This window comes from Variovorax sp. UC122_21 (assembly GCF_044056785.1).
Taxonomy (GTDB): Bacteria; Pseudomonadota; Gammaproteobacteria; order Burkholderiales; family Burkholderiaceae_C; genus Variovorax.
In genome coordinates this window covers 6,269,463-6,293,747 of the sequence record NZ_CP172004.1, presented here as the reverse complement: position 1 = coordinate 6,293,747, position 24,285 = coordinate 6,269,463, and the positions used below count along the sequence as shown (strand labels likewise).

The window sequence follows — 24,285 nt, the reverse complement described above, 5'->3', positions numbered from 1 at the left end:
GGGAGTCGTCATGGCCCGCGTCGTCACCGCCCACACACCGCTCGGGGAAGACCAGCTGCTCTTCCGCTCGATGCACGGCAGCGAGGGGCTGTCGCAGCTGTTCGAGTTCGAGGTCGACCTGCTGAGCCCGAACACCTCGGTCGACATGAAGGCCATGCTCGGCAAGCCGCTCACGCTCGAGATCAAGACCCTCACCGGCACGCCGCGCTACCTCAACGGCCAGATCACGCGCTTCACGCTGATCGGGCGCGACGCGGCCTCGTCGCGCTACATGGTGTATCGCGCCTCGGTGCGGCCGTGGCTGTGGTATCTCACGCGCACCAGCGACTGCAAGATCTTCCAGAACAAGTCGGTGGTCGAGATCCTCGAGGAGGTGCTCGGCGAGTACGGCTTCGCGCTCGAGAAGAAGCTCACGGCCTCGTACCGGCAGTGGGACTACTGCGTGCAGTACCAGGAGACCGACTTCGCGTTCGTGAGCCGTCTCATGGAGCACGAGGGCATCTACTACTTCTTCAAGCACGAGAAGAACCAGCACACGCTGGTGCTGGCCGACGACATGAGCGCGCACGAGACGCTGCCCGAATACCCGAGGATCAGCTACGTCTCGACCGACCGCGTGGGCGACCCGGGCCGCGAGGCCATCGACCAGTGGGAGGTGACCGAGGAGATCCGCCCCGGCACCTACGTGGTCGACGACTTCGACTTCAAGAAGCCCAAGGCCGACCTGCTCACCACGCGCAGCCAGCCGCGCGGCAACGACCACGGCCAGTACGAGATGTACGAATGGCTCGGCGGCTACAGCGACGCCGGCCAGGGCGAGCACTACGCGCGCATCCGGCTCGAGGAGGCGCAGGCCCAGGCCGAGCTCGACATCGGCCACGCCACCGTGCGCGGCATGGCGCCCGGCTACCGCTTCACGATGCAGAACGCGCCGCGCGACGAGGACAACCGCGAGTACCTGATCGTCTCGGTGCTCTACAACCTGCGCGAGGGCGGCTACGCCTCGGGCAACGGCGAAGGCGACTACGGCTTCCAGTTCGGCGTGCAGCCGACCTCTTTCCCCTACCGCGCGCCGCGCGTGACGCGCATCCCGACCACCAACGGGCCGCAGACCGCCACCGTGGTGGGACCGGCCGGCGAGGACATCTGGATCGACAAGTACGGCCGCGTGAAGGTGCAGTTCCGCTGGGACCGCTACGGCCAGCGCAACGAGGACAGCTCGTGCTGGGTGCGCGTGTCGAGCGCCTGGGCCGGCTCGAACTTCGGCGCGGTCAACCATCCGCGCATCGGCCAGGAGGTGGTGGTCGACTTCATCGCCGGCTGCCCCGACCGGCCGCTGATCATCGGCCGCGTCTACAACGCCGACCAGATGCCGCCGCTGGAGCTGCCGGCCAAGGCCACGGTCAGCGGCTTCATCAGCCGCACCATCAAGGGCGACGGCGAGCTGGCCAACCACTTCGTGATCGACGACGACCCGAGCAACGAGTCGATCAAGATCCATGCGCAAAAGGACTTCGTCATCGAGGTCGAGAACGACGAGACGCACACGGTGGAGGGCAACCGCACCACCCACGTCCACAAGAACGACGAGCTGACGGTGGACGAGGCGCGCACCACCACGGTCAACAACGGGCTCGACCATGCGATCTACAAGTCGGGCTCCAAGCTCGAGGTGACGAAGAAGACCGAGCACTTCTTCAACAACAGCATCGAGATCACGACCAAGGAAGGCGCCAAGGAAACGGTCGAGACCGGCATGTCCGAGGTCAACGTGCTGGCCGGGCTGCGCCACGAGACCTTCGACCAGGGACTGCTGGTCGAGGTGAAGAGCGGCATGACCGAGACGGTCAAGGGCGAGTCCAAGCTCACGGCCGTGGATGCGCTGCGCACCGAACGCTACAACGCCAACTGGGACCGGAAGGTCACGGGCACGGCGGTCGACCACATCACCTCGACGCTCACCGAGACCATCGACGGCACCCACACCTCGACCGTCACCGGCGGCGACTATGTCGGCTCGGCCAAGGCGGTGTCGATCACCTCCACCTCGGGCGACATCAAGATCACCGCGGCGGGCAACGTGATCGCCGAGGGCGAGCACGTCAAGCACATCAACCGCGCCACCAAGTGGGACACGGCGCCCTACCGGCTGACGGCGACCGGCGCCAACGTGGCATTCAACGGCGTCAACACCAGCACCTCGGGCCTGGCCAACTTCAACTCGCTGCTGCAGCTCAGCAGCAACGGCCTCAAGGGCGAGATCTTCGGCGTCGGCTACGCGATCGGCGCGTTCACCAGCACGCAGACCTCGGCGCAGGTCAGCAACAAGGCCCTCGACATCAAGATCGGCGGCCTCAAGACCTACCTGCAGCTGCTCTGGATGTGCATGTGAGCCTGCGTCCGCGCGGCGGCGAAGGCAACGAGAAAGGACCCGGAACAAAGATGGCGTTCGAAGGCTACCTCTGGATCGCGATACCGCTGGCGGTCCTCGCGCTGATCGTGCTCGGCGCCGTCGGGGTGCGCAGGATGCAGGCCTTCAACCTTGAGGTGCTCCTCGAGCGCGCGATGCCGGCGCGGGTGCTCGCCGAAGGCGTGCCCGCCACCGCGGTCGTGCGCGCGTCGACCGATGCCGAGATCCGCGTCGAGCGCATCTACATCCTCACCCGGCTGACGCTCGACATCCAGGCGAACGGCCCGGTGCCGGCCTTCGAGGCCGAGGTGCTCGCACCGATCTCGCCGGTCAAGCTGCCCGATTTCGCGACCGGCCGGCGCATCCGGGTGAAGGTCGATCCGGCGACCCGCCGCGTGGCCATCGACCAGGCGCTCAAGTAGGAACGGCGGCGCGGTGAAGACGGTCAAGCCCTTTCGTCTCAGCATCCTGACCCGGCCCTATCGCTGGCAGCGCAGGGACACGCTCGGGGTCAGCGTGCTCGCGATGTTCAGCCTCGGCGCCGACCCGAAGCTGATGCCCGAGCAGGAACTCTGGCAGGTCGCCAGCGAGGAACTCGATCCCGGATGCGTGCTCGACCTGGGCCTGCCCAAGCTCGCGCCCGAGATGCTCGCCAGCGGCTACTGCTACACCGCGCACCAGGACGACAAGACGCGCGCGGCCGCGGGGCTGCGCGTCGCGGGGTTCGAGCGCTCGCTGCTGGTCTATGGCGACCGCTACTGGCTCGATGGCCGCAGCACCAGTCCCCAGCCCTTCGACCGCATGCGCATGGATTGGCGGCATGCCTACGGCGGCGCCGACCTCGCCGACAACCCGATGGGCATCGGCCGCAGCGACGAGATCGTCAATGGCGTGCGCACGCGCCGCCTGCCGAACGTGGTGGTGCCGGGCCGGGACATGAGCGCGCCGGACCAGCCGGTCGCGCCAGCCAGCCTTGCCGGCATGCCGCCCGACTGGCCGCAGCGCATGAAGCTCATGGGCTCGGCCTATGGCAAGGGCTGGGTGGAGAACGACTTCCCGGGCCTGGCGAGCGACGTGGACTGGCACTTCCTCAACGCGGCGGCGCCCGAGCAGCGCTGGCCCGATGCCAGCGCGCTGCCGCTGGGCGCGCCCTACGAGATCACCAACATGCATCCGCGCGAGCCGGTGCTGCGCGGCTTCCTGCCCGACTGGACCGCGCGCTGCTTCGCGAGCTTTCGCCAGGACGGCGCGGAACTCGCGGAGATCGCGCTGCGGCCGACCACCGTGTGGTTCTTCCCGCATCTCGAGCGCGCCGTGCTCGTCTGGCATGGCGGCATGCCGATCGCCGAGGACGATGCAGCCGACGTGAAGCACATCATGCCGGCGCTCGAGCTGCCGGACGCACCGCGGCCGCTGGCGCACTACCAGGAGGTGCTCCGGCGCCGCATCGACCCGGCCCAGGCGATCCACGTGGTGCGCGACAGCGACCTGGTGCCGAAGTCGGTGCTCGGCGAGTGGGAGGCTGCGAAGCTCTTCGATCCCTGGAGCCGTCCGACCGCGCGCAACATGCGGGCCGGCCAGCAGCGCGAGTACGACACGCAGCGCGCGCAGCTGGTGGCGATGGGGCTGGAGCCCGACGACTACCTGCCGCGTCCGCCGGACGCCGAGATCCTGCCTGACCTCGACGACATGCCCGACTACACGCAGCGGGTGCAGGAGCGGATCGAGGACTCGGTGCGTTCGCGCAAGCAGCTCGAGGCCGACAACGAGGCGCGCCGGCAGGAGGCGGGCTTCGATGCCGAGCCGACGCCGGGGGCGCCCGCGAGCCGCTTCGATCCCGATGCCTTCATTCGCGAGATCGAGCGCGCCGACGACTTCGCGCGCGAAGCCGGCGGCGCGGCGGCGGCACCGATGTTCTCGGCGCAGCAGCGCGCGCAGATGATCGAGCGCGTGCATCGCAGCTACCTGCACGCGGCGCACCTGTCGGATCCCGCGCCCGCGCCCACCTCGTTCCGTGCCGCCAAGATCCGGCGCCGGCTCGAATCGGCGCCGCCCGGCGAGCGCCGCTTCGCGCGCATGAACCTCATCGGCGCGAACCTGTCGGGCATGGACCTGCGCGGGGCCGACTTCTCGGGCGCGATGCTCGAGGATGCGGACCTCTCGGGCGCGCGGCTCGATGGCTGCGATTTCTCGCAGGCGGTGCTGGCGCGCGCCAACCTGTCGGGCGCGATCGGGCCCGCCGCGCGCTTCGATGGCGCCAACCTGGGGGCCGCGCGCTGCGTCGGATCCGACTTCTCGGGGGCCAGCTTCGTCGAGGCGAACCTCGACAAGGCCACGCTCGAATCGAGCGTGTTCGCCGGCGCGACCTTCGAGCGCACCGGCTTCCACGAGAGCGTGCTGCGGCAATGCGACCTGCGCCGCACGCGCTGGATGCAGGTGCCCATGTTCAGGCTCCAGCTCGACCAGCTGGTGTTCGACGAGGCGGACTTCTCGCGCGTGGTCTGGCTCGAGTGCCGCATGGCGGACGTTTCGTTCGCGGGCGCGAAGCTGGTGCAGTGCGGCTTCGTATCGCTCGACGGCGGCGCGGGCATCGCCTTTTCCGAGGCGCGCCTGGAGGCCTGCAGCTTCGCCCACGGCAGCTCGCTTCCGGGCGCGCTCTTTCGCGCCGCCTCGCTGACCCATTGCGGCCTGCGCGGCGCCGGGCTCGCCGGCGCGGACCTCACGCAGGCCCGGCTCGACGGCTGCGACTTCTCCGCGTGCGATCTGCGCGGCGCGCGCCTGGAACGCATGGCCGCGGGCGAGAGCCTGTTCGTGCGCGCCGACCTGTCGGGGGCCTCGCTGCGCGGCGCCAACCTCATCGATGCCAACCTCTCGAAGTCGAACCTGCTCGGCGCCGACCTCGCGCAGGCCAACCTGTTCCGTGCCGACGTCTCGCAGGCGCTGCTCGACGGCACCACGCACATGGACGGCGCCTACACCCAGCATGCCAAGGTCTGGCCCGCGCGCGGGACGGGAGGCGGCGCATGACGCGCGATGAGCTCGTCGACAAGGTGCGCCACGGCGTTCCGCTCATGGGCGCGCGCCTGTCCGGCGCCGACCTGTCGGGGCTCGATCTCTCGGGTGCCATCCTGGAAGGCGTCGATCTTTCCGGGGCGGCCCTGGCGGGTTGCAGCCTCGAGGACGCCACGCTGTCGAATTGCCAGCTCGCCGGCGCCGATCTCTCGCAGGCCTGCCTCGAGGGCGCGCGCATTCACCGCTGCGACCTGAGCGAGGTACGCGCGCCCGGCGCGCGGATCGACGATGCCGCGTTCGTGGAGTCGCAGCTGGCGCGGGCGCTGTTCGAGACCGAGCGCATCGCCCGCGTGCAGTTCTTCCGCTGCGGCCTCGAGCAGGCCGTGCTGAAAGGGGCCTGGATCGAGCGCTCCACCTTCGCCGAATCGCGCATGGACGGCATGGACCTGTGCGGCGCGCGGCTGGAATTCGCGGTCTTCCACCGGGCCGACCTGCGCACCGTGGCATGGACCGGCGCGCGTTGCGAGAGCTCGGTCTTCATCGAGTGCGACCTCTCCGGCCAGCGCCTGGCCGGGCAGCGCTTCGCGCTGTGCCAGTTCACCGACAGCAGGCTCGACGAGGTCGACTTCACCGGGGCCGACCTGGTGCAGAGCAACTTCAAGGGCGCCTCGCTCGCAGGCGCGTGCTTCGCGGGCGTGGATGCCAGGCAGGCGCTGTTTCCCGAGGCCGATGCGCGCGGCGTGAACTTCCGCGCCGGCCGCTTCGAGCGATCGATCTGGGGTCCGGGCCCCGGCTTGATGGCGCGGACCTGCGCGAGGCCGACCTGTCGTTGAGCGTGTTCCAGCGCGCGCGCTGCGCCGGCGCGGACCTGCGCGGTGCGCGGCTCGACGATGCCGACCTGTCGTATGCCGACCTCGGCGGCGCCGACCTGCGCGACGCGCATTTCCTGCGCACCCGCCTGCACCGCGCGGAGCAGGCGGAAACCCGCTTCTCGACACGCGCCGGCATCATCGAGCACGACCTCGAACTGCACAAGGCGCAGGCGTGGTCCGACGCGCCATGAGGCCGCGGACCGCGAGATTCGCAAAGCATCCGAAAGCACAAAGGAGTAACGAGATGAATGTCGTCGCATTGCGTTCGCCGGCCACCGCCGCTTCGGTTTCCATCCACCTGCTGGGCAAGGTCCTGGCCTGCGAGCCGCACGGGGCCATCCTCGTCGAGGACGAGGGCGGCGGCCAATGGACCTGCCGCCGCGCCGCCAGCTGCCTGCTGCAGCCCGCGCCTGGCGATACGGTGCTGTTCTCCGGGCCCGATGCGCAGCGCGTGTTCCTGATCGCCGTCGTCGAGCAGGCCGATCCACGGGCCAGCCGCATCGAGGTGCCCGGCGACCTGGTGCTGAGCGCACCGGGCGGGTCGATCGCCGTCGACAGCGCGACCGACCTCCGGCTGCACGGTGCCGGCAAGCTCGACATGGCGGGCGCGCAATGGCAGGTGCGGGCCGAGCAGGCCCAGCTCCAGGTCGCGGAGATGCGCTACGTCGGGCAGGCCGTCGATGCGACCGTCGGGCGCGTGCGGCTTCTGGGCAAGCTGTTCGAGACGATGGCGGACCGGCTGCTCAGCATGGCGCGCAGCACGCTGCGCGTGGTCGACGAGACCGAGCAGGTCCGCGTCGGCCACCTCGATTGCGAAGCCAGCCACGCGGTGCGCATCCATGGCCACCACACCGTCGTGACCGGCAAGGAACTGGTCAAGGTGGACGCGGCCCAGATCCACATGGGCTGAAGGAGGGACCGACGATGTTCGCCAACTGCCAGCTCATGGGAATGGATATCGCGTTTCCCGACGTGTGCCGCACGCCCGTGCCCTTTCCCTTTCCCAACATGGCGCTCGGGCCGATGGCCATTCCCAACGCCTGGAACATCCTGTTCATGGCCATGCCCGCGCACAACATGGCCACCTTCACGCCGATCACGCTGGGCGACCAGCCGGGCGTGCTTGGCGGCGTGATCTCGCAGACCTTCATGCAGCAGTCGCGCCACCTGACGGGCGCCTTCACCGTGCTGGTCAAGGGCACGCCGGTCACGCGCGTGACGAGCATCTCGCTGCAGAACCGCTGCAACATCGTGGGCATGCGGCTGGTGCCGAGCCAGTTCAAGATGCTGGTGCTGGCGCCCTGAGCCGCGCGAGGGGCGCGCCGCGCCTTCAGCCGGGATGGCGCGGGGGCTGCGCCGTCCCCGCCAGCGTCACCTGCTGCGGAAATCCCACCCACACCGCGAGCGCCGAGAAGTTGTCGCGCGACTCGTCGGCCTTGGCCTCGGCCGCGCGGCGCAGCAGCGCGAGCCATTCCTCGGCGCTGTCGGCCAGCTGCAGCGAGCGTTCCATGACCTGCTGCGAGATCAGCTGCCACAGCCCGTCGGTGCACAGCAGGAAGGCATCGCCGTCGGCCAGCCGCTGCGTGCCCGAGACGGTGGCCTCGGCACGTTCGCGCGCGCCGAGCGCGCGGTAGAGCAGGTTGCTCTGGATCAGCGCCTGCGCGCCGTTGGCCGGCGCGGCCTCGCCGTGGGCCATGCCTTCGCGCGAGCGCTGCGACAGGCTGTGGTCCTCGGTGCGTTCCATCAGCACGCCGCGACGGAACCAGTAGAGGCGGCTGTCGCCCACATGGGCCCAGCGCGCCTGGCCGCTGCTGCGGTCGACGAACAGCGAGACGAAGGTCGCGCTCATCTTTCCCTGCTCGGCCTGCGCGCGCTGGCGCGCGAGGATCGCGTCGTTGGCGCGCGTCACGCACTGCTGGATGTCCTCGGCGGCCACCGAGGGGTTGGCGACGAAGGCGTTGAGCGCGGTGTCGACCGCGGTGCGCGCGGCCTGCTCGCCGCCGGCATTGCCGCCGACGCCGTCGCTCACGACGAAGCAGCCGAACCAGTCGTCGAGGTGGTAGCCGATCGCATCCTGGTTGCCGCTGCGCTCGCCCACGCAGGAGAACTGCGACGTGGACAGCGGGACGGCGAACGGGGTCGTGCGGGTCGCTTCAAGCACGGCGTGCCTCCTTCAATCGTTCCATTTCCCGGTCGTAGGCCTGCTGGAAGGCCCGGCCGAACACGGCCTGGAAGTCGTCCTCGACGGCAGCCGTGGTCTCGGCATGCAGCTGCTGCAGCTGGCGCCACAGGCGTGCGTCGCGGCCGCCGGGCAGCAGCTTCTCGCCGAGGCCGCCGTCGTGAGGCGTGTCCTTCTTGAGCGCCTCGGGATCGAAGCGCTGCAGCACCATCAGCAGCGCGGCGCGCATGCCCGCGACCATGCCGAGCTGGTGCGACTGCAGGTCGCCGAGCGCATCGTGCACCGCGGCCTCGGGCGGCAGGAAGCCCGGCATGCGCGCGCCGAACATCTGCATCAGCACCGCGCGGCCGTTGGGCAGGATCTTGAACGGGTTGTTCTCCTCGTCCACGATCATCGTGATCTCGGCGCGCACCTCGCGCTTGAGCATCGCGCGCGAGGACAGCAGCTCGATGGTGCCGTCGGTGAAGGCCCGCATCAGCCGGCCGAGCCTGCGCATCATCTCGGCATCGAGCTGCTGCTGGCCCGCGACGTCGGGCACGCCGGCGCCATCGAGGAAGGCGCGGAACAGCGCCTCGCAGGAGGCCGCGGGCAGCGCGGGCGCGGTGTCGGTGGCGGGGCTCGAAGGTGCGGGGACGGCGACCGGTTCGGGGCTCGCCTTCGGGGCGACGACTTCGGCCGGCACCTCGACCGGCACCTCGACCGGCACTTCGACCGCGGCCGGCGCGGGCGTCACCACGGGCGTGACCACCGGGGCCATGGTCGGGAGCGCCGAGGGCTGCGGTGCTTCGGCGGACGTGACGGGTGGGTGCGTCGGCATGGCCGCGAGCACGGCCTCGACGGGCGCGCTCTGCATCGATGCGGTGGGCGGCGCGGCGACCGGCGTCGCGGGTGCCGCCTCGCGTTCGGGCTCGGGCTCGACCATGCGCGCGGGCGGCTGCGCCACGGGCAGCGGCATCGGCGTCGGCGGACGGAACTGGCCCGACACCTCGCGCGCATGGTTGGGCTGGGTGTAGCCCGGCACCGCCGGCCGCTTCTCGAGCAGGTCCACCGCGGGATGCACGTCCTCGAGCGCGGGCGCATGCGTCAGCGCGGTGGGCCGCGGATCGGACAGCGGCGAAGGCGCGTCCCGGTCGGCCGCGAACAGCGACAGCGGATCGATGCCGCGCTTGAGCGCGAAGTCGGACACGTCGGTGGTGGCGCCGGGGTTCAGCTGCGCCAGCGGATCGGCCGGGTTCCTGCGCGCCTGCGAGGGCAGCTCGAAGGGCTCGTGCGCGAACGGGTCGGGCATGGGCTCGGGCGTGGTGTCGGCACGGCGCGGCGCGTTGGCGAGGATCGCATCCCAGTCGGCCGCGGTGGGCATCGACGAGCGCGCGGCCGGTGCGGGCGCGGGCGCCGCGGGGGGCGGCGGCACCGGCGATGCGAAGGCGGCGGGCGGCGGCGCGAATGCCGGCGATGCGGGCGCGAAGACCGGCGCGGCCACGGGCGCGGGCGGCCGTTGCGCCGGCGGCGGCACGGATTGCGGCACCGCTTGCGGCACGGGTTGCTGTAGGGGCGCCTCGCGCGGCGGCGCGGTATGCGTGTCGCCGATCGGCAGGGCGCCCGCGCCGAACAGATCGGAGAACACGTCGGACACCGGTGCCTGCGGCAGCAGCGCATCGAGCGGCGCGGCCGCGGGTGGAGGCGCTGGCGGATAGGCCGGCGGCATCGAGGTCGGCAGCGATGCGGCCTGCGCACCGAAGTCCGGTGTCGATGCGAGGCGCGAGCTCACCGGTGCCGCGGCCAGGCGCGAGCTCGCGGACTCGACCGCGGGCGGCCACGCGACGGTGGGTTCGACAGCGGCCGGCGCGGGCGCGATGGCCGGTGCCGCGCGGCTCGTGCCGGCATTCGCGGGCGTGGCCTCGAGCACGTAGCTGCCGATCGTCACGCGATCGCCCTCGGCGATCGGCGACTCCTGGTCGTGCCGCAGCGTCTGTCCGTTCACGCTGATCGGCAGCACCGCGCTCATGTTGCGCAGCACCGCGCGGCCTTCGTCGAAGCGCACCGTGGCCTGCAGGCGCGAGATCTGCCGCTGTTCGTCGGGCAGCACGAGGTGGTTGTCGGGGCTGCGGCCGATGGTGCCGCCGGGCGCGGCGAGCAGGGCCGACGGACCCGCGGCCACCGGCCGGCCCGCATGTTCGATCACCGTCCAACGCATGGCATCTCCCAATTCATGACACGGGCTCCTGGCGTGGGAGGCCCGTCAGCGCTTCATCTTCTTGGCGGCTTCGAACGCGGGGCCCCACACGGGATGCTTGCGCTCGGCGATGCTGAGATCGAAGGAAGGGAAGGCATCGAGGATCTTGAGGAACTGCGTGCGGCACTCGGGCAACTGGTTGGCCACGCAGTAGCTGAAGGCCTCGAGCTTCATCGCGGCGAGCCGCGTGTTGGGCTCGGCCGCATCGAACACCGACACGCCGCCGCTCTTGAGCGTGGAGATGGCCTTCGCGTAGTCGCCATCGTCGTAGGCCTGCTGCGCGCGTTCGAGCGTGGTGCGCGCGACCTGCTGGCTCAGGCGTTCGGGTTGCGGCGGTCCTGGATCGGTGGCCTTCGGCGTGGTGTCGCAGCCTGCGACCAGAAAGAGCGGGATCACCAGAGCGCACAGCAATGACTTCAATCTTCTCTCCTGCCTTGCAAAGTTAAGCTTGGATACTGTGCCGCATCGATATGACGGCACGTCGGCCGACATCGTCGCTGCATGACGTCTCGATACTATAGGCGCGAACTTCGATGGGAGAACCCATGCATCGACGAACCCTGCTGCGAAGCGCGATCGTGACCTCGCCGTTGCTCGCCGGACTCGGCGGCTGCGCATCGACGGCCAAGTCCATGCCCACGCCCTACGCGGTGTCGATCAAGGTCGACGACGGCGTCAACCCCGATGGCCGCGGACAGGCCGCGCCGATCCTCGTGAAGGTGTTCGAGCTCAAGTCCTCGGGCAACTTCGAGACCGCCGACTACTTCGCACTGCAGGACCGCGATCGCGAGACGCTCGCGGCCGAACTCGTGAATGCCGACCAGGCCATTCTGCGCAGCGGCGAGGAGCGCGTCTTCAAGCGCGAGGCCGGCCTCGATTCGCGCGCCATCGGCGTGATCGCGGGCTACCGCAAGCTCGAGAACGCACGCTGGCGCCTCGTGCTGCCGCTCAAGGAGCCCAAGCAGACGAACCTCTACAAGGTCTGGCAGTTCTCTCCGAGTGAACAAAAGGTTCGCATCGTGATCCGCAAGACCGGTATCGAACTGTTGCCGACTACGTGATTTCGTAGCACTTGCGCGCACGCCCTAATACGAAAGTGCGCCGCACGTAGGCCAAGGCCTCGACGCTGCAAAAACGGTGCAAAACGTAAACATCGCCGTGTAGCATCGACACGCAATGCGCCCATGCAGGGAGGGCATCTCGACGATGGACCGCCCGCAAGAGAGTGGCCGCACTCCAGGAGGTTTTCTTTGGTGACAGTTCGCAATCCGGGCGCCATCAGCAGAACAGGCGCCCATCCGCAGGCGTTGGCGAATCGCGTGGTGTGGTCCGAGGGCATGTACCTGCGGCCGCAGCATTTCCAGCAACTGGAGCGCTACGTCGAGCAGTACGTGACGCGCCGCACCGCGGGGCTGCAGGGTGCGTTCTGGGGCTGGCTGCACCTGGACATCGATCGCGACGCGCATGCGCTGGGCCGCGTCTCGCTGCTCGGCGGATCGGGCGTGATGCCCGACGGCACGCCGTTCTCCTTCGGCGTGGAGGACGCACCCGTTCCCTACGACGTGCCGAGCGACCTGACCGATGAACTGGTGGTGCTCGCATTGCCGCTGCGCAGGCCCGGCAGCGAGGAAGTCATCTTCGCGGAAGACACGACCTCGGCCGCGCGCTTCCACGTGGTCGAGCGCGAAGTCGCCGATGGCAACGCAGTTGCATTGGGCCCGGCGGTGCTGCAGCTCGCGGCGCCGCGGCTGCGGCTGGTGCGCGCCTCCTCGCTGACCGCGGAGTGGCAGGCGATCGGCGCGGTGCGCGTGATCGAGCGCCGCACCGACCACAAGCTGGTGATCGACGCCAACTACATCCCGCCGGTGCTCGACGTGTCGGCGCAGCCGATGCTGCGCAGCATGGTGGCCGAGCTGCACGGCCTGCTCACGCAGCGTTCCGAGGCGCTGGCCTCGCGCCTGTCGCAGCCGGGGCGCGGCGGCGTCAGCGAGGTCTCCGACTTCCTGCTGCTCGAGCTCGTGAACCGCTACCTCGCGCTCACCTGGCATGCGCAGCAGGCGGTGCAGGTGCATCCCGAGGAGCTGTTCATCGACTGGTTCAAGCTGGCCTGCCACCTCGCCACGCACACCTCGCCCACGCGGCGGCCCGTGGTGTGGCCGGTGTACGACCACGACAACCTCAACGAGAGCATCCGCCCGCTGATGGAGGAGCTGCGCCGCTCGCTGTCGGCCGTGCTCGAGCAGAGCGCGATCGCGATCGAGCTCGAGGAACGCAGCCATGGCGTGCGCGTGGGCCGCATGCCCGACCCGGTGCTGGTGCGCAACGCGGGCTTCGTGCTCGCGGTGCATGCCGACCTGCCGGCCGACGCGATCCAGCAGCGCTTCCCCACGCAGGTGAAGATCGGCTCGGTCGAGCGCATCCGCGACCTGGTGCAGCTGCAGCTGCCGGGCGTGACCGTGCGGCCGCTGCCGGTGGCGCCGCGGCAGATTCCCTACAACGCGGGCTACCACTACTTCGAGCTCGACAAGAGCGGCGACATGTGGCGCCAGCTCGAGAAGTCGGGCGGCGTGGCCATGCACCTGGCCGGCGAGTTCCCCGGCCTGGCCATGGAGTTCTGGGCCATCCGTCCGTGAGCGATCGCATGAACGGCATCAACGACGTGGCCGTCGGGCCGGGTGGCTTCGTGCCGCCGAATCCGGGCGGCGGCACCAACGGCGGCGCCCATGGCGGCAACAACCCGCTGAACGCCCCGCGCGGCCTCGGCGAGCAGCCGCAGGCCTTCACCGCCTTCCACGACACGCGGCGCCCGCATGCGGGCGACACCGCGCTGGCCGGCAACAACCCGCTGGTGGCCGCGGCCAATCCGCTGCTCGACCTCATCCCGCAGATCCGCGCCACCGGCCACCACGACTCGCCCGCGCAGCTGCGCGAGCACCTGGTCGACGAAGTGCGCCGCTTCGAGACGCGCGCGCAGCAGAGCGGCATCTCGCCCGAGGTCATCATCGGCGCGCGCTACTGCCTGTGCACCGCCGTCGACGAGGCGGCCGCGCTCACGCCCTGGGGCGGCAGCATCTGGTCCTCGCAGAGCCTGCTGGTGATGTTCCACAACGAGACCTGGGGCGGCGAGAAGTTCTTCCAGCTGCTCTCGCGCCTGGTGCAGAACCCGCAGCAGCACCTGCACCTGATCGAGCTCATCTACTTCTGCCTCGCGATGGGCTTCGAGGGGCGCTTCCGCGTCATCGACAACGGCCGCTCGCAACTCGAGACCCTCAAGCAGCGCCTGCTGCAGATCATCCGCCAGACGCGCGGCGAGATCGCGCAGCCGCTGTCGCCGCACTGGCAGGACACCAGCGCGCCCGTGCGCCGCACGCGCAACTGGCTGCCGGTGTGGGCCGTGGGCGCGGTGGCCGCGGTGCTCTTGATGATCGTCTTCGCGCTCCTGACCTTCAACCTCGGCGGCACCTCCGACGGCGCCTTCTCCGCGATCAACGCGGTGCGCCTGCCGCAGACGCAGCGCGCGGTGGCCCAGCCCGCGCCGCAGCCTCGGCTGCAGCGCTTCCTCGAGGCCGAGATCCGCGAGGGCCTGGTGAGCGTGCGCGACGAGGCCGACCGCAGCGTGGTGATCCTGCGCGGCGACGGCCTGTTCGCCTCGGGCGCCGACAAGGTGCTGGACCGCTACGTGCCGGTGCTCAACCGCGTGGCCGAGGCGCTCAACGCGGTCGAGGGCAGCGTGCTGATCAACGGCTACTCCGACGACCAGCCGATCCGCAGCGTGCGCTTCCCGTCGAACTGGCACCTGTCGCAGGCGCGGGCCGACTCGGTGCGCAAGATGATCGGCGCGCGCATGACGCGCCCCGACCGGCTGCGCGCCGAGGGCCGCGGCGATGCCGACCCGATCGTGCCGAACGACTCGCCCGCCAACCGCGCGCGCAACCGCCGCGTGGAAGTGACCTTGCTGGTCGCGCCGGTGGCACCGCAGGGAGGACGCTGAGATGCTGCGCGCGTTCTTCCGTTTCCTGATCAGCCGCGACCTCTGGGTCTTCTTCGGCCTGGTCGCGCTGGCCTTCCTGATCTGGATCATCGGCCCGGTGATCGCGGTCGGTCGCTACCGCCCGCTCGAGAGCGAGTTCGTGCGCATCGTCGTGATCGCGCTGATGTTCGCGATCTGGCTGGTGCGGGTTGCCTACCGCAAGTGGCGCGAGCGCCGCCTCAACGCGCAGCTGCTGAACCAGCTGCGCACGCCCTCCAGGAAGGAGAAGGAGGCCAAGCCCGAGGAGGCGCCCGAGATCAAGGAGCTGCAGACCGGCTTCAACGACGCCACCTCGATCCTGCGCAACATGCGCTTCGGACCGGGCGAGGAGGGCAAGGCCGCGGGCCGCTTCTCGATCTTCGACCGCCAGTACCTCTACCAGCTGCCCTGGTACATCTTCATCGGCGCGCCGGGCTCGGGCAAGACCACGGCGCTGGTCAACTCCGACCTCGACTTCCCGCTCGCCGACCAGCTCGGCAAGGCCGCGGTGCGCGGCATCGGCGGCACGCGCAACTGCGACTGGTGGTTCACCAACGACGCGGTGCTGATCGACACGGCGGGGCGCTACACCACGCACGAGAGCAACCGCGAGACCGACGAGGGCGAGTGGAAGGGCTTCCTCGAGCTGCTCAAGAAGTTCCGCCCGCGCCAGCCGATCAACGGCGCGATCCTCACCATCAGCATCGCCGACCTGCCGCTGGCCGACGACGCGCAGCGCGCGCGCCATGCGATGGCGCTGCGCAAGCGGCTGCTCGAGCTGCGCAACGACCTGGGCATCAACTTCCCGGTCTACGTGATGGTGACCAAGGCCGACCTGCTGGCCGGCTTCAACGAGTACTTCGGCGGCCTGAGCCGCGCCGAGCGCGCGCAGGTCTGGGGCTTCACGTTCCCGATCGACGCGAGCGCCGCCAGCGCCAAGCCCGCCAAGGGCGACAAGCGCGCGGGCACCGCCACCACGCTCGAGGGCAGCGACCTGCGCGAGCGCTTCCAGCAGGAGTACCGGCTGCTGCACCAGCGGCTCGACGAGCGCCTGCCCGAGCTGCTGGCCGCCGAGCCCGACCCGATGCGCCGCGCGCAGGCCTACCTGCTGCCGCAGCAGTTCGCGAGCTTCGAGGACATCCTCGGCACCTTCCTGGCCGACGTCTTCAACCCGTCGAAGTTCGAGACCGCGCCGATGCTGCGCGGCGTCTACTTCACCAGCGGCACGCAGGAGGGCACGGCCTTCGACCGCGTGATGGGCGCGATCAAGCGCTACCTGCAGGTCAACGCGCCGCCGGCGCCGCCGCCGGGCCCGGGCAAGAGCTACTTCCTCAAGGAGCTGCTGCAGCAGGTGATCTTCCGCGACGCGGGCGTGGCCGGCACCAACCTGCGCTGGTACCGGCGCAAGCGCGCGGCCGACCTGGTGGGCTACAGCGTGATCGGCGTGCTGCTGGTGGCGCTGCTGGGCGCCTGCGTCAACAGCTGGCACAACAACAAGCAGTACGTGGCCGAGGTCGACGGCAACGCGAAGTCCTTCAACCGCGCCGCGGCGCGCGGCGAGCTGCCGACGGTGGTCGACTCGAGCGGCGACCTCGCGAGTTCGCTCTTGATCCTCGACCGGCTGCGCGACCTGCCGAAGTCGGAGAAGTTCGACATCGGCGACCCGCCCGTCGGCTACCGCTTCGGCCTCTACCAGGGCGAGAAGCTGCAGGCCGCGACCGACGGCGTCTACCAGCGCGCGCTCGAGAGCGTGCTGCTGCCGCAGGCGGCGCAGCGCGTGGAGCAGTCGCTGCGCGAGGCCTCGAAGAACAACCCCGAGTACAGCTACGAGGCGCTCAAGGCCTACCTGATGCTGTACGACGCCGAGCGCTACGACGCCGACTTCCTGCAGGCCTGGCTCTTGACCGACGTGGACCGCAAGGTCGGCGCCGCGCTCACGCGCGAGCAGCGCACCAACCTCGAGTCGCACCTGAAGGCGCTGTTCGGCGGCCGCGTCGTGAGCTCGCCATTCGCCAAGGACGAGCGCCTGATCACCGAGACGCGCGAGCGCCTCGCGGGCGTGCCGCTGGCGCAGCGCTCGTACGCGCGGCTGCGCCGCATCCTGCTGCAGACCAGCCAGCCCAATGCCTTCACCATCGCCGAGGCCGGCGGCGCCGAATCGGCGCTGGTGGTGCGGCGCGCCAGCGGCAAGCCGCTGACCGACGGCATCCCCACGCTGTTCACCTACCGCGGCTACTGGGACATCTTCGACAAGCGCATGGCCGAGACCACGCTCGCGCTCGAGCAGGAGGACCGCTGGGTGCTGCAGATCCGCGCGCCCGGCATCACCGACATCACCTCGCGCGAACTGCTGCTGCGCGAGGTGCGCCGGCTCTATCTCACCGACTACATCCGGGTCTGGGACGACTACCTGGCCGACATCCGGCTGGCCGACAGCCGCTCTCTGCTGCAGAGCATCCAGATGACGCGCGTGCTCTCGACCTCGGAGTCGCCGATGTCGCGCATCATCCGCGGCGCCGCGCGCGAGACCGACCTGCTGCGCAACCACGACGAGGCCGCGCGCAGCCTGCTCGACCAGGCGCAGAACCGCGTGCAGACCACGCGCGAGCGCATCGAGCAGCTCATCGGCCAGCCCGACGGCAGCCAGCGCCGCAACACCGTGCCCGACCGGCCCGAGTCGCTGGTGGACAACCACTTCGAGCCGCTGCGCCGCATGGTGACCGCGCCCAAGCAGGGCGGGCAGGCGCCGATCGATGCCACCGCCGCGCTGATCAACGAGCTCTACAACTACCTGACGGCCACCGACACCGCGCTGCGCAGCGGCAACATCCCGCCGACCAGCGACGCCGTGACCAAGGTGCAGGCCGAGGCCGGCCGCATGCCGGTGCCGTTCCAGGGCATGCTCAACGACCTCTCGGCCACCGCCTCGTCGAAGGCGGCCGCGGTCACGCGCCAGAACATCGGCCAGAACGCGGCCGCCACCATCGGCAACTTCTGCAACCAGGCGATCGCGGGCCGCTATCCGTTCTCGCGCGGCTCGAGCCGCGACGTGGCCGCGGGCGACTTCGCCAACCTGTTCGCGCCGGGCGGGATGATGGACGACTTCTTCCAGAAGAACCTCATGACGCAGGTCGACACCTCGAGCAACCCGTGGACCTGGAAGCGCGGCGTCGACGGCAGCGCCTCGGGCCGCTCGGCCTACCTCGATTCGTTCCAGAAGGCGCAGGCGATCCGCGACGTGTTCTTCACGGGCATGGCGGGCGGTCGCACGCCCTCGTTCTCGATCGACATCCGGCCCGAGGACATGGACGCCGGCCTCACGCAGATGACGCTGGACATCGATGGCCAGACGGTGCGCTACGCGCACGGGCCGCAGGCGCCCACCACCGTCAAGTGGCCGGGTCCGCGCAACAGCAACCAGGTGCGGCTGCAGGTCACGACCTCGAGCGGCACGCCGGCCGGCGGCATCGTCACCGAGGGCCCGTGGGCGCTGCACCGGCTGTTCGACAAGGCCTCGATCTCGCCGGGCGGCTCGAGCGAATCCTTCAATGCCAGCTTCGACCTGCAGGGCCGCAAGGTGGTGCTCAACGTGACCGCCAACAGCGTCTACAACCCGCTGCGGCTGTCGCAGATGAGCGGCTTCTCGTGCCCGGGGCGCTCGTGATGAACCACGGCGCGGCGGCGCAGCCGGCCTGGGTGCCCGGCGACGAGCAGGTCGGCTGGTACGGCAAGCTGCCCGCGGCCGGCGACTTCCTGCACCGGCGCATGTCGCGCGAGCTGCAGGCCTGGTGGGACCGCTGGATGCAGAACGGCCTGGGTGCCTTCAAGCGCTGGCCCGATGCCATGACGCGCCACTACGCGGTGGCGCCGGTGTGGAACTTCGCGATCCCCGCCACCCAGGGCGTGAACGCAGTGCAATTCGGTTGCATCGCGCCGAGCTGCGACCGCGTGGGCCGCTACTACCCGGTGTGCGTGAGCCTGCAGGTGGATGCGCGCGCCTACCGACCCGCGGTGCTCGAGGGCGCGGCCGCCTGGTACTGGCGCTGCGGCAACGCCATGCTGCAGGCGATCCGCCATGGCGTGGCGCCCGAGCAGTTCGACGCGCAGGTGCTGGCCGCGGGCCATGGCGGTTTCCAGCCGGCCAGCGGCGGCTCGGACGACATTCTTTCGATCCTCGGGCCTACGTCGGCGGGCGAGGGTGCCCAGCAGCGGCTGGGCTGGCCGGAGCTTCCACTGTGCTTCGACGCGTTCGGAAGCACGAGCTACTGGTGGACCAACCAGGCCGACGGCTCGCCGCTGCGGACCGCGGCGCATGGTGGCGGGCTCAACACGCCGCTGTTCTCGAAGCTTTTTTCCCAGGGGCACGTGCCATGGGCCTGAGAGTCCCGATGCAAGAGGAGGAACAAGAATGACGACGGAAGGACGCACCGGCTCTCCGGTGGACGCCGACCCGCAGGAGCGGCCCCACCCGCTGGCCATCGGCCACCGGCTCGACGAGTTCGAGCTGCTCGAGGTGATCGGCGAAGGCGGCTTCGGCATCGTCTACCGGGCCTACGACCACTCGCTGCAGCGCGAGGTCGCGATCAAGGAGTACATGCCCTCGATGCTGGCGCGGCGCATCGGCGACGACAGCGTGCACGTGCGTTCCGATCGGCTCACGGCCACCTTCCAGGCCGGGCTGCGCAGCTTCATCAACGAGGCGCGCACGCTCGCGCAGTTCAGCCATCCCGCGCTGGTGCGCGTGCATCGCTTCTGGGAATCGAATTCGACCGCCTACATGGCGATCCAGCTCTACAAGGGCCGCACCCTGCGCCGGCTGGCCGACGAGGAGCCGGGCACCATCTCCGAGGCGTGGCTGCTCGGCATGCTCGGGCCGCTGCTCGGCGCGCTGGAGACGCTGCACCGCAGCGGCTGCTTCCACCGCGACATCGCGCCCGACAACATCTTCATCCAGCAGGACGGCCTGCCGGTGCTGCTGGACTTCGGCGCCGCGCGCAAGTCGATCGCCGACCTGGTCGACGAGGTGGCGGTGATGGTGAAGTCGGGCTACTCGCCGATCGAGCAGTACGCCGACGACAACACGCTGCTGCAGGGCGCCTGGACCGATCTCTACGCGCTGGGCGCGGTGCTCTACCGCGCCGTCACCGGCCATCCGCCGCCCTCGGCCGTGGTGCGCAGCGTGCAGGACGCCTACGTGCCGCTCGCGAGCCTGAACCGGCCCGACCTGAGCCCGGCCTTCTGTGCCGCGGTCGACCACACGCTGGCGGTGCACAGCAAGGACCGCACGCAGACCGTGGCGGCCTTCGCGGCCGAGCTGGGCCTCACCAAGCTCGGCGACATCTACGTGAGCGGGCTCGCGGCGCCGGCGCCGGTGGTGCCCGCCGTGCCCGTGGCGTCCGTCGCACCGGTCGCGCCGCCGGTCGAGCCCTATGTGCCGGTCTCGGCGCCCGCGCCCTTCGAGGCGCCGCCGCCGGTCGCGCCGGTGCCGCCGCCGGCCGCCGCGCCGGCACGCGCGCCGGGCGCACGGCCGTCCGCGAAGAAGAAGTCCTCGCTGCCGCGCTGGGGCCTGGTCGGCGTGCTGGTGCTGGCGCTGATCGCCGTCGGCAGCTGGATCGGCCTGCGCATCACGCAGTCGCCGCCGCCCACTTCGACCGCGATGGTTCCGCCGGTGCCGCCGCCGGGCGCGCCGATGTCGAACCCGGCCTCGCCGCCGGCCGTGATGCCGCCGGCCGCCTCGGCCTCGGCCACGGTGGCGGCCGCCTCACAGCCGCCCGCGGCCGATGGCGGCGCCGCGGCCGCGCCCACCGGCGGCAACTCGCCGACCGCCGTGCCGCCGGCCACCGCACCGGGCAGCAACGGCGCGCTGAGCCCGCTCGACAACGTGCCCGTGACGCCCACGAGCCCGCCGCCCGAGCCCGCGCTCGCGATCAGCGAGGCCGAGGACTGGAACCTCGCGCAGGCCGAGAACACGCGCGAGGGCTACGAGGCCTACCTGCGCCGCTACCGCCGCGGCCCGCATGCGCGCGACGCGCGCAACGCCATCGCCGAACTCAACCGGCTCGCGCAGCCGGCCAGCACGCAACCGGTGCTGCAGGGCACCGTGCCGCCGGGCACGGCCGGGGTGCCCGGCGCGCCAGGTGCGCCGGGCGCGGTGCCCCCGGTCGCGGGCGGCACGGCGGCAGCGCCCGTGCCGGGCGCCGCGGCCGGCATGGGGCGCGTCACGCTCAACATCCGGCCCTGGGGCCAGGTCTTCGTCGACGGCGCCGACCGCGGCGTGAGCCCGCCGCTCAAGTCGCTGTCGCTGCGTCCCGGCATCTACAACATCGAGGTGCGCAACGGCGACCTCGAGGTCTACCGGCAGCGCGTGACGGTGCAGGACAGCAAGTCGGCGCCGGTGGTGAGCCACGAGTTCAAGTAGGCGAGCGGCCGGTCGTCGTCGCCTGCCAGTGCCAGCAGGTGGTGGCGAACGGCCTGCGCCGTAGCCCATCCGCGCGTCGCGCGAGGCGCTACAGGCCCTTCTGCAGTGCCCGCCGGTACTGCACCGCCTCCGCCACATGCGCGGTCTCGATGACCTGTGACCCCGCGAGGTCGGCGATGGTGCGCGCCACCTTCAGCGCGCGGTGCGTGCTGCGCGCCGACCAGCCGAGCCGGGCGGCGGCCGTGTGCATGAAGCGGCGCGCCTCGTCGCCGAGCGACGCATGGCGGTCGATGTCGGCGCCCTGCAACGCCTGGTTGGGCCGGCCCTGGCGCTCGATCGCGCGTTCGCGCGCGGCGATCACGCGCGTGCGGATGGCGGCGGTGGGTTCGCCCGCGGGCGCGTCGAGCAGCTGTTGCGCCGAGATTGCGGGCACTTCGATGTGCAGGTCGATGCGATCGAGCAGGGGGCCGCTGAGCTTGCGCTGGTAGCGCGCCACCTGGTCGGGCGTGCAGCGGCAGGCCTTCGCGGGGGCGCCCAAAAAGCCGCAGGGGCATGGATTCATGGCGGCCACGAGTTGAAAGCGCGCCGGAAAATCCGCCCGCCGCGCGGCCCGCGCGATGGTGATGGTGCCGGTCTCGAGCGGTTCGCGCAGCGCCTCGAGCGCGGCGCGCGAAAACTCGGGGAACTCGTCGAGGAACAGCACGCCGTGGTGCGCCATCGAGATCTCGCCGGGCCGCGGCGGCGAGCCACCGCCGACCAGCGCCACCGCGCTCGAGGTGTGGTGCGGCGACGCGGTCGGCCGGTGCATCCAGCGCTCGGTCGAGAAGCGCCCGCCCAGGCTCGCGATGGCCGCGCTCTCGAGCGCCTCGTCGATGCGCATCGGCGGCAGCAGGCCGGCGAAGCGCTGGCCCAGCATCGACTTGCCCGAGCCCGGCTCGCCCATCATCAGGAGGCTGTGGCCGCCGGCCGCGGCGATCTCGAGCGCGCGCTTGGCGCCGGCATGGCCCTTCACGTCGGCCATGTCGGCATAGGCCGGGGCGCCGGCTGGCGCCGACGCCCGGGCGCGCGACCAGCCGTCGTCGTCCGCGTCCTGGTCGGCCTGCGCATCGGCCGGCAGGAAGCGCCGCACCACGTCGAGCAGATGCCTGGCGCCATGGACCTCGGCGCCGGGCACCAGCGCGGCCTCGTCGGCGCTGGTCGCGGGCAGCACCAGCCGGGTGGCGATGCCGCGCGTGTGCAGCGCGAGCGCCATCGCGAGCGCGCCGCGCACCGGCCGCAGCTCGCCCGACAGCGAGAGCTCGCCCGCGAATTCGTGCCCCGCGAGCCGCGCGCCCTCGATCTGGCCGCTGGCCGCAAGGATGCCCAGCGCCATCGGCAGGTCGAAGCGGCCCGAGTCCTTGGGCAGGTCGGCCGGCGCGAGGTTCACGGTGATGCGCTTGTTGTGCGGGAACTCCAGCCCGGCGTTCTGGATGGCCGAACGCACGCGCTCGCGCGCTTCCTTGACCTCGGTTTCGGCGAGCCCGACCAGCGTGAAGCTCGGCAGGCCGTTGGCCAGATGCACCTCGACCGTGACACTGGCCGCTTCAAGCCCGAGCAAGGCGCGGCTTTGCACCAAAGACAGACTCATTCCGTGCTTCCTCCCTATATTGGTGCGCCCGATTTCGGTCGTCGCGGGCGTCTTGTTCTTTTTTCAGTGCAAGCCACAAAGCATTGCGCTTGTAACTATTTTTGGCTGTCTTCCTGGGGTGCGCCGCAACCGGTCGCCGGGGGATGTGCACTTTGGCACGCTCCCTGCTTTGAGGGTCATCAGGTTCCACAACACTACTTGCGAGGAGTTCCCGATGACGCACCGTTCCGCCGCCCAGGCCCTGATCGTCCTGGCCACCGCCCTGACCACGTCGGGCGCCGCCCTGGCGCAGGCCACCCCAGACGCTGCGGCGGCGCCTGCCGCGGCACCCGCTGCTTCCCCGATCACGGCCAACATCTCGCTGACCACGAACTACAAGTTCCGCGGCCAGGACCAGGACATGATCGGCCGGGACGACTACGCCAAGACCCGCGGCCTCAAGCCCGCCATCCAGGGCGGCTTCGACTACGCCTTCGGCGAGAGCGGCTTCTACGTCGGCAACTGGAATTCCAGCGTCAACTGGCTCAAGGGCAACAGCGTCGAGGTCGACCTGTACGGCGGCTACAAGTTCAAGGCCGGCCCGCTGGACATGGACGTCGGTGCGCTGACCTACATCTACCCGGGCAACTCCGTGGGCAACACCACCGAGCTCTACGGCGCGGCCACCTACGCGAACGAAACCTTCGGCTCGTTCACGGCCAAGTACTCGCACACGGTGTCGAAGGACTACTTCGGCTACGCCGGCAACAAGCTGGGCTCGGGCCTCAAGGGCCGCAACACCGGCTACCTGAACCTGAGCTACAGCAAGGAGATCGTGCCGAAGGTCACGCTCAAGGCCGCCGTCGGCTTCACCCGCTTCTCGAGCGACATCCGCCACAACACGGCCGCCAAGAACTACGTCGACTACAACGTCGGCGCCACCTACGACTTCGGCGGCGGTCTCACGCTCACCGGCTCGGTGCAAGGCGCGAACAAGAAGGACGCGTTCAACGTCGCGGCCGGCCCGCTGTACGACTTCGGCTTCTACACCGTGCAGCAGGTCTACTCGCCCAACAAGCCGCGCTTCATCCTCACGCTGACGAAGACGCTGTAAGCGCAACACAACGAGGCGCGGCCCATGCTGCCGCGCGAATTCTTTCCATCCAAAGGAGCAACTCATGAAGCTGGTCACAGCCATCATCAAACCGTTCAAGCTCGACGAAGTGCGCGAAGCCCTCTCGGCCATCGGCGTGCAGGGGATCACCGTCACCGAGGTCAAGGGCTTCGGCCGCCAGAAGGGCCACACCGAGCTCTACCGCGGCGCGGAGTACGTCGTCGACTTCCTGCCCAAGGTCAAGATCGAGGCGGCCGTCTCGGATGACCTCGTCGAACGCGTGATCGAAGCCGTCGAGGGCGCCGCGCGCACCGGCAAGATCGGCGACGGCAAGATCTTTGTCTACAACCTCGAGCAGGTCGTGCGCATCCGCACCGGCGAAACGGGCCGCGAAGCCCTTTGATCGAGTCCAGGCCCGAAAGAACAACGTCC

At 70.4% G+C, this 24,285-nt stretch carries 19 protein-coding genes; 15 read left to right on the top strand and 4 right to left on the bottom strand.

What is annotated here, in order from left to right; all coding sequences use genetic code 11:
• Positions 1–10: 10 nt before the first annotated feature.
• From ACHMXE_RS42395 to ACHMXE_RS42365, 7 genes are read left to right on the top strand one after another with little or no spacing between them, the layout of a single operon-like run.
• Positions 11–2,392 (top strand): type VI secretion system Vgr family protein, encoded by a 2,382-nt coding sequence (locus tag ACHMXE_RS42395; protein ID WP_395349415.1) that lies wholly within the window; start codon positions 11–13, stop codon positions 2,390–2,392.
• A 50-nt stretch (positions 2,393–2,442) separates the two neighbouring features.
• Positions 2,443–2,832 (top strand): hypothetical protein, encoded by a 390-nt coding sequence (locus ACHMXE_RS42390; protein ID WP_203203686.1) that lies wholly within the window; start codon positions 2,443–2,445, stop codon positions 2,830–2,832.
• 13 nt (positions 2,833–2,845) lie between these two features.
• Positions 2,846–5,437, top strand: a complete 2,592-nt coding sequence (locus ACHMXE_RS42385) for a DUF2169 domain-containing protein (RefSeq protein ID WP_395349414.1) — start codon at positions 2,846–2,848, stop codon at positions 5,435–5,437.
• A complete protein-coding gene (locus tag ACHMXE_RS42380; RefSeq protein WP_395349413.1) occupies positions 5,434–6,255 on the top strand; it encodes a pentapeptide repeat-containing protein in 822 nt (273 codons plus the stop codon). The genes ACHMXE_RS42385 and ACHMXE_RS42380 overlap by 4 nt, the downstream gene beginning before the upstream one ends.
• A gap of 2 nt (positions 6,256–6,257) precedes the next feature.
• Positions 6,258–6,485, top strand: coding sequence for a pentapeptide repeat-containing protein (locus ACHMXE_RS42375; RefSeq protein WP_395353034.1), 228 nt, complete (start codon positions 6,258–6,260; stop codon positions 6,483–6,485).
• Between the two features lie 53 nt (positions 6,486–6,538).
• On the top strand, positions 6,539–7,204 hold the full coding sequence (locus tag ACHMXE_RS42370) for a DUF3540 domain-containing protein (protein WP_209540404.1): 666 nt from the start codon (positions 6,539–6,541) through the stop codon (positions 7,202–7,204).
• A gap of 14 nt (positions 7,205–7,218) precedes the next feature.
• Complete coding sequence (locus ACHMXE_RS42365) at positions 7,219–7,599, top strand: DUF4150 domain-containing protein (protein WP_203203690.1); 381 nt, start codon at positions 7,219–7,221, stop codon at positions 7,597–7,599.
• A gap of 25 nt (positions 7,600–7,624) precedes the next feature.
• Here the strand turns inward: ACHMXE_RS42365 and ACHMXE_RS42360 are convergent, their stop codons facing one another.
• Genes ACHMXE_RS42360 through ACHMXE_RS42350 form a run of 3 tightly spaced genes read right to left on the bottom strand, consistent with a single transcriptional unit; the run spans position 7,625 to position 11,126 of the window.
• Positions 7,625–8,455, bottom strand: coding sequence for a PP2C family serine/threonine-protein phosphatase (locus ACHMXE_RS42360; RefSeq protein ID WP_203203691.1), 831 nt, complete (start codon positions 8,453–8,455; stop codon positions 7,625–7,627).
• Positions 8,448–10,667, bottom strand: a complete 2,220-nt coding sequence (gene tagH / locus ACHMXE_RS42355) for a type VI secretion system-associated FHA domain protein TagH (RefSeq protein WP_395349410.1) — start codon at positions 10,665–10,667, stop codon at positions 8,448–8,450. Before tagH ends, ACHMXE_RS42360 begins: the two co-directional genes overlap by 8 nt.
• A gap of 45 nt (positions 10,668–10,712) precedes the next feature.
• Entirely contained in the window at positions 10,713–11,126 is a 414-nt protein-coding gene (locus ACHMXE_RS42350) for a TssQ family T6SS-associated lipoprotein (RefSeq protein WP_203203693.1), read from the bottom strand.
• Between the two features lie 125 nt (positions 11,127–11,251).
• Between ACHMXE_RS42350 and tssJ the strand changes: the two genes are divergently transcribed.
• From tssJ to ACHMXE_RS42320, 6 genes are all read left to right on the top strand, one after another.
• Entirely contained in the window at positions 11,252–11,767 is a 516-nt protein-coding gene (gene tssJ, locus ACHMXE_RS42345) for a type VI secretion system lipoprotein TssJ (protein WP_203203694.1), read from the top strand.
• Between the two features lie 189 nt (positions 11,768–11,956).
• Positions 11,957–13,339 (top strand): type VI secretion system baseplate subunit TssK, encoded by a 1,383-nt coding sequence (gene tssK, locus ACHMXE_RS42340; RefSeq protein WP_203203695.1) that lies wholly within the window; start codon positions 11,957–11,959, stop codon positions 13,337–13,339.
• A gap of 8 nt (positions 13,340–13,347) precedes the next feature.
• Entirely contained in the window at positions 13,348–14,697 is a 1,350-nt protein-coding gene (locus tag ACHMXE_RS42335) for a DotU family type VI secretion system protein (RefSeq protein WP_395353032.1), read from the top strand.
• A gap of 1 nt (position 14,698) precedes the next feature.
• Positions 14,699–18,379, top strand: coding sequence for a type VI secretion system membrane subunit TssM (tssM, locus tag ACHMXE_RS42330; protein ID WP_395349409.1), 3,681 nt, complete (start codon positions 14,699–14,701; stop codon positions 18,377–18,379).
• The gene (gene tagF, locus ACHMXE_RS42325; protein WP_296774512.1) at positions 18,379–19,095 is read left to right on the top strand and encodes a type VI secretion system-associated protein TagF; all 717 of its coding nucleotides are present in this window, start codon (positions 18,379–18,381) and stop codon (positions 19,093–19,095) included. Before tssM ends, tagF begins: the two co-directional genes overlap by 1 nt.
• A 28-nt stretch (positions 19,096–19,123) precedes the next feature.
• On the top strand, positions 19,124–21,133 hold the full coding sequence (locus tag ACHMXE_RS42320) for a serine/threonine-protein kinase (RefSeq protein WP_395349408.1): 2,010 nt from the start codon (positions 19,124–19,126) through the stop codon (positions 21,131–21,133).
• 88 nt (positions 21,134–21,221) lie between these two features.
• Here ACHMXE_RS42320 and ACHMXE_RS42315 read toward each other — a convergent pair whose 3' ends face one another.
• Complete coding sequence (locus tag ACHMXE_RS42315; RefSeq protein WP_395349407.1) at positions 21,222–22,760, bottom strand: YifB family Mg chelatase-like AAA ATPase; 1,539 nt, start codon at positions 22,758–22,760, stop codon at positions 21,222–21,224.
• 214 nt (positions 22,761–22,974) lie between these two features.
• Between ACHMXE_RS42315 and ACHMXE_RS42310 the strand changes: the two genes are divergently transcribed.
• Together ACHMXE_RS42310 and glnK are read left to right on the top strand one after the other, a co-directional pair.
• Positions 22,975–23,853 (top strand): TorF family putative porin, encoded by an 879-nt coding sequence (locus tag ACHMXE_RS42310; RefSeq protein WP_203203700.1) that lies wholly within the window; start codon positions 22,975–22,977, stop codon positions 23,851–23,853.
• A gap of 64 nt (positions 23,854–23,917) precedes the next feature.
• Positions 23,918–24,256 (top strand): P-II family nitrogen regulator, encoded by a 339-nt coding sequence (gene glnK, locus ACHMXE_RS42305; protein WP_057597341.1) that lies wholly within the window; start codon positions 23,918–23,920, stop codon positions 24,254–24,256.
• Positions 24,257–24,285 lie beyond the last annotated feature (29 nt).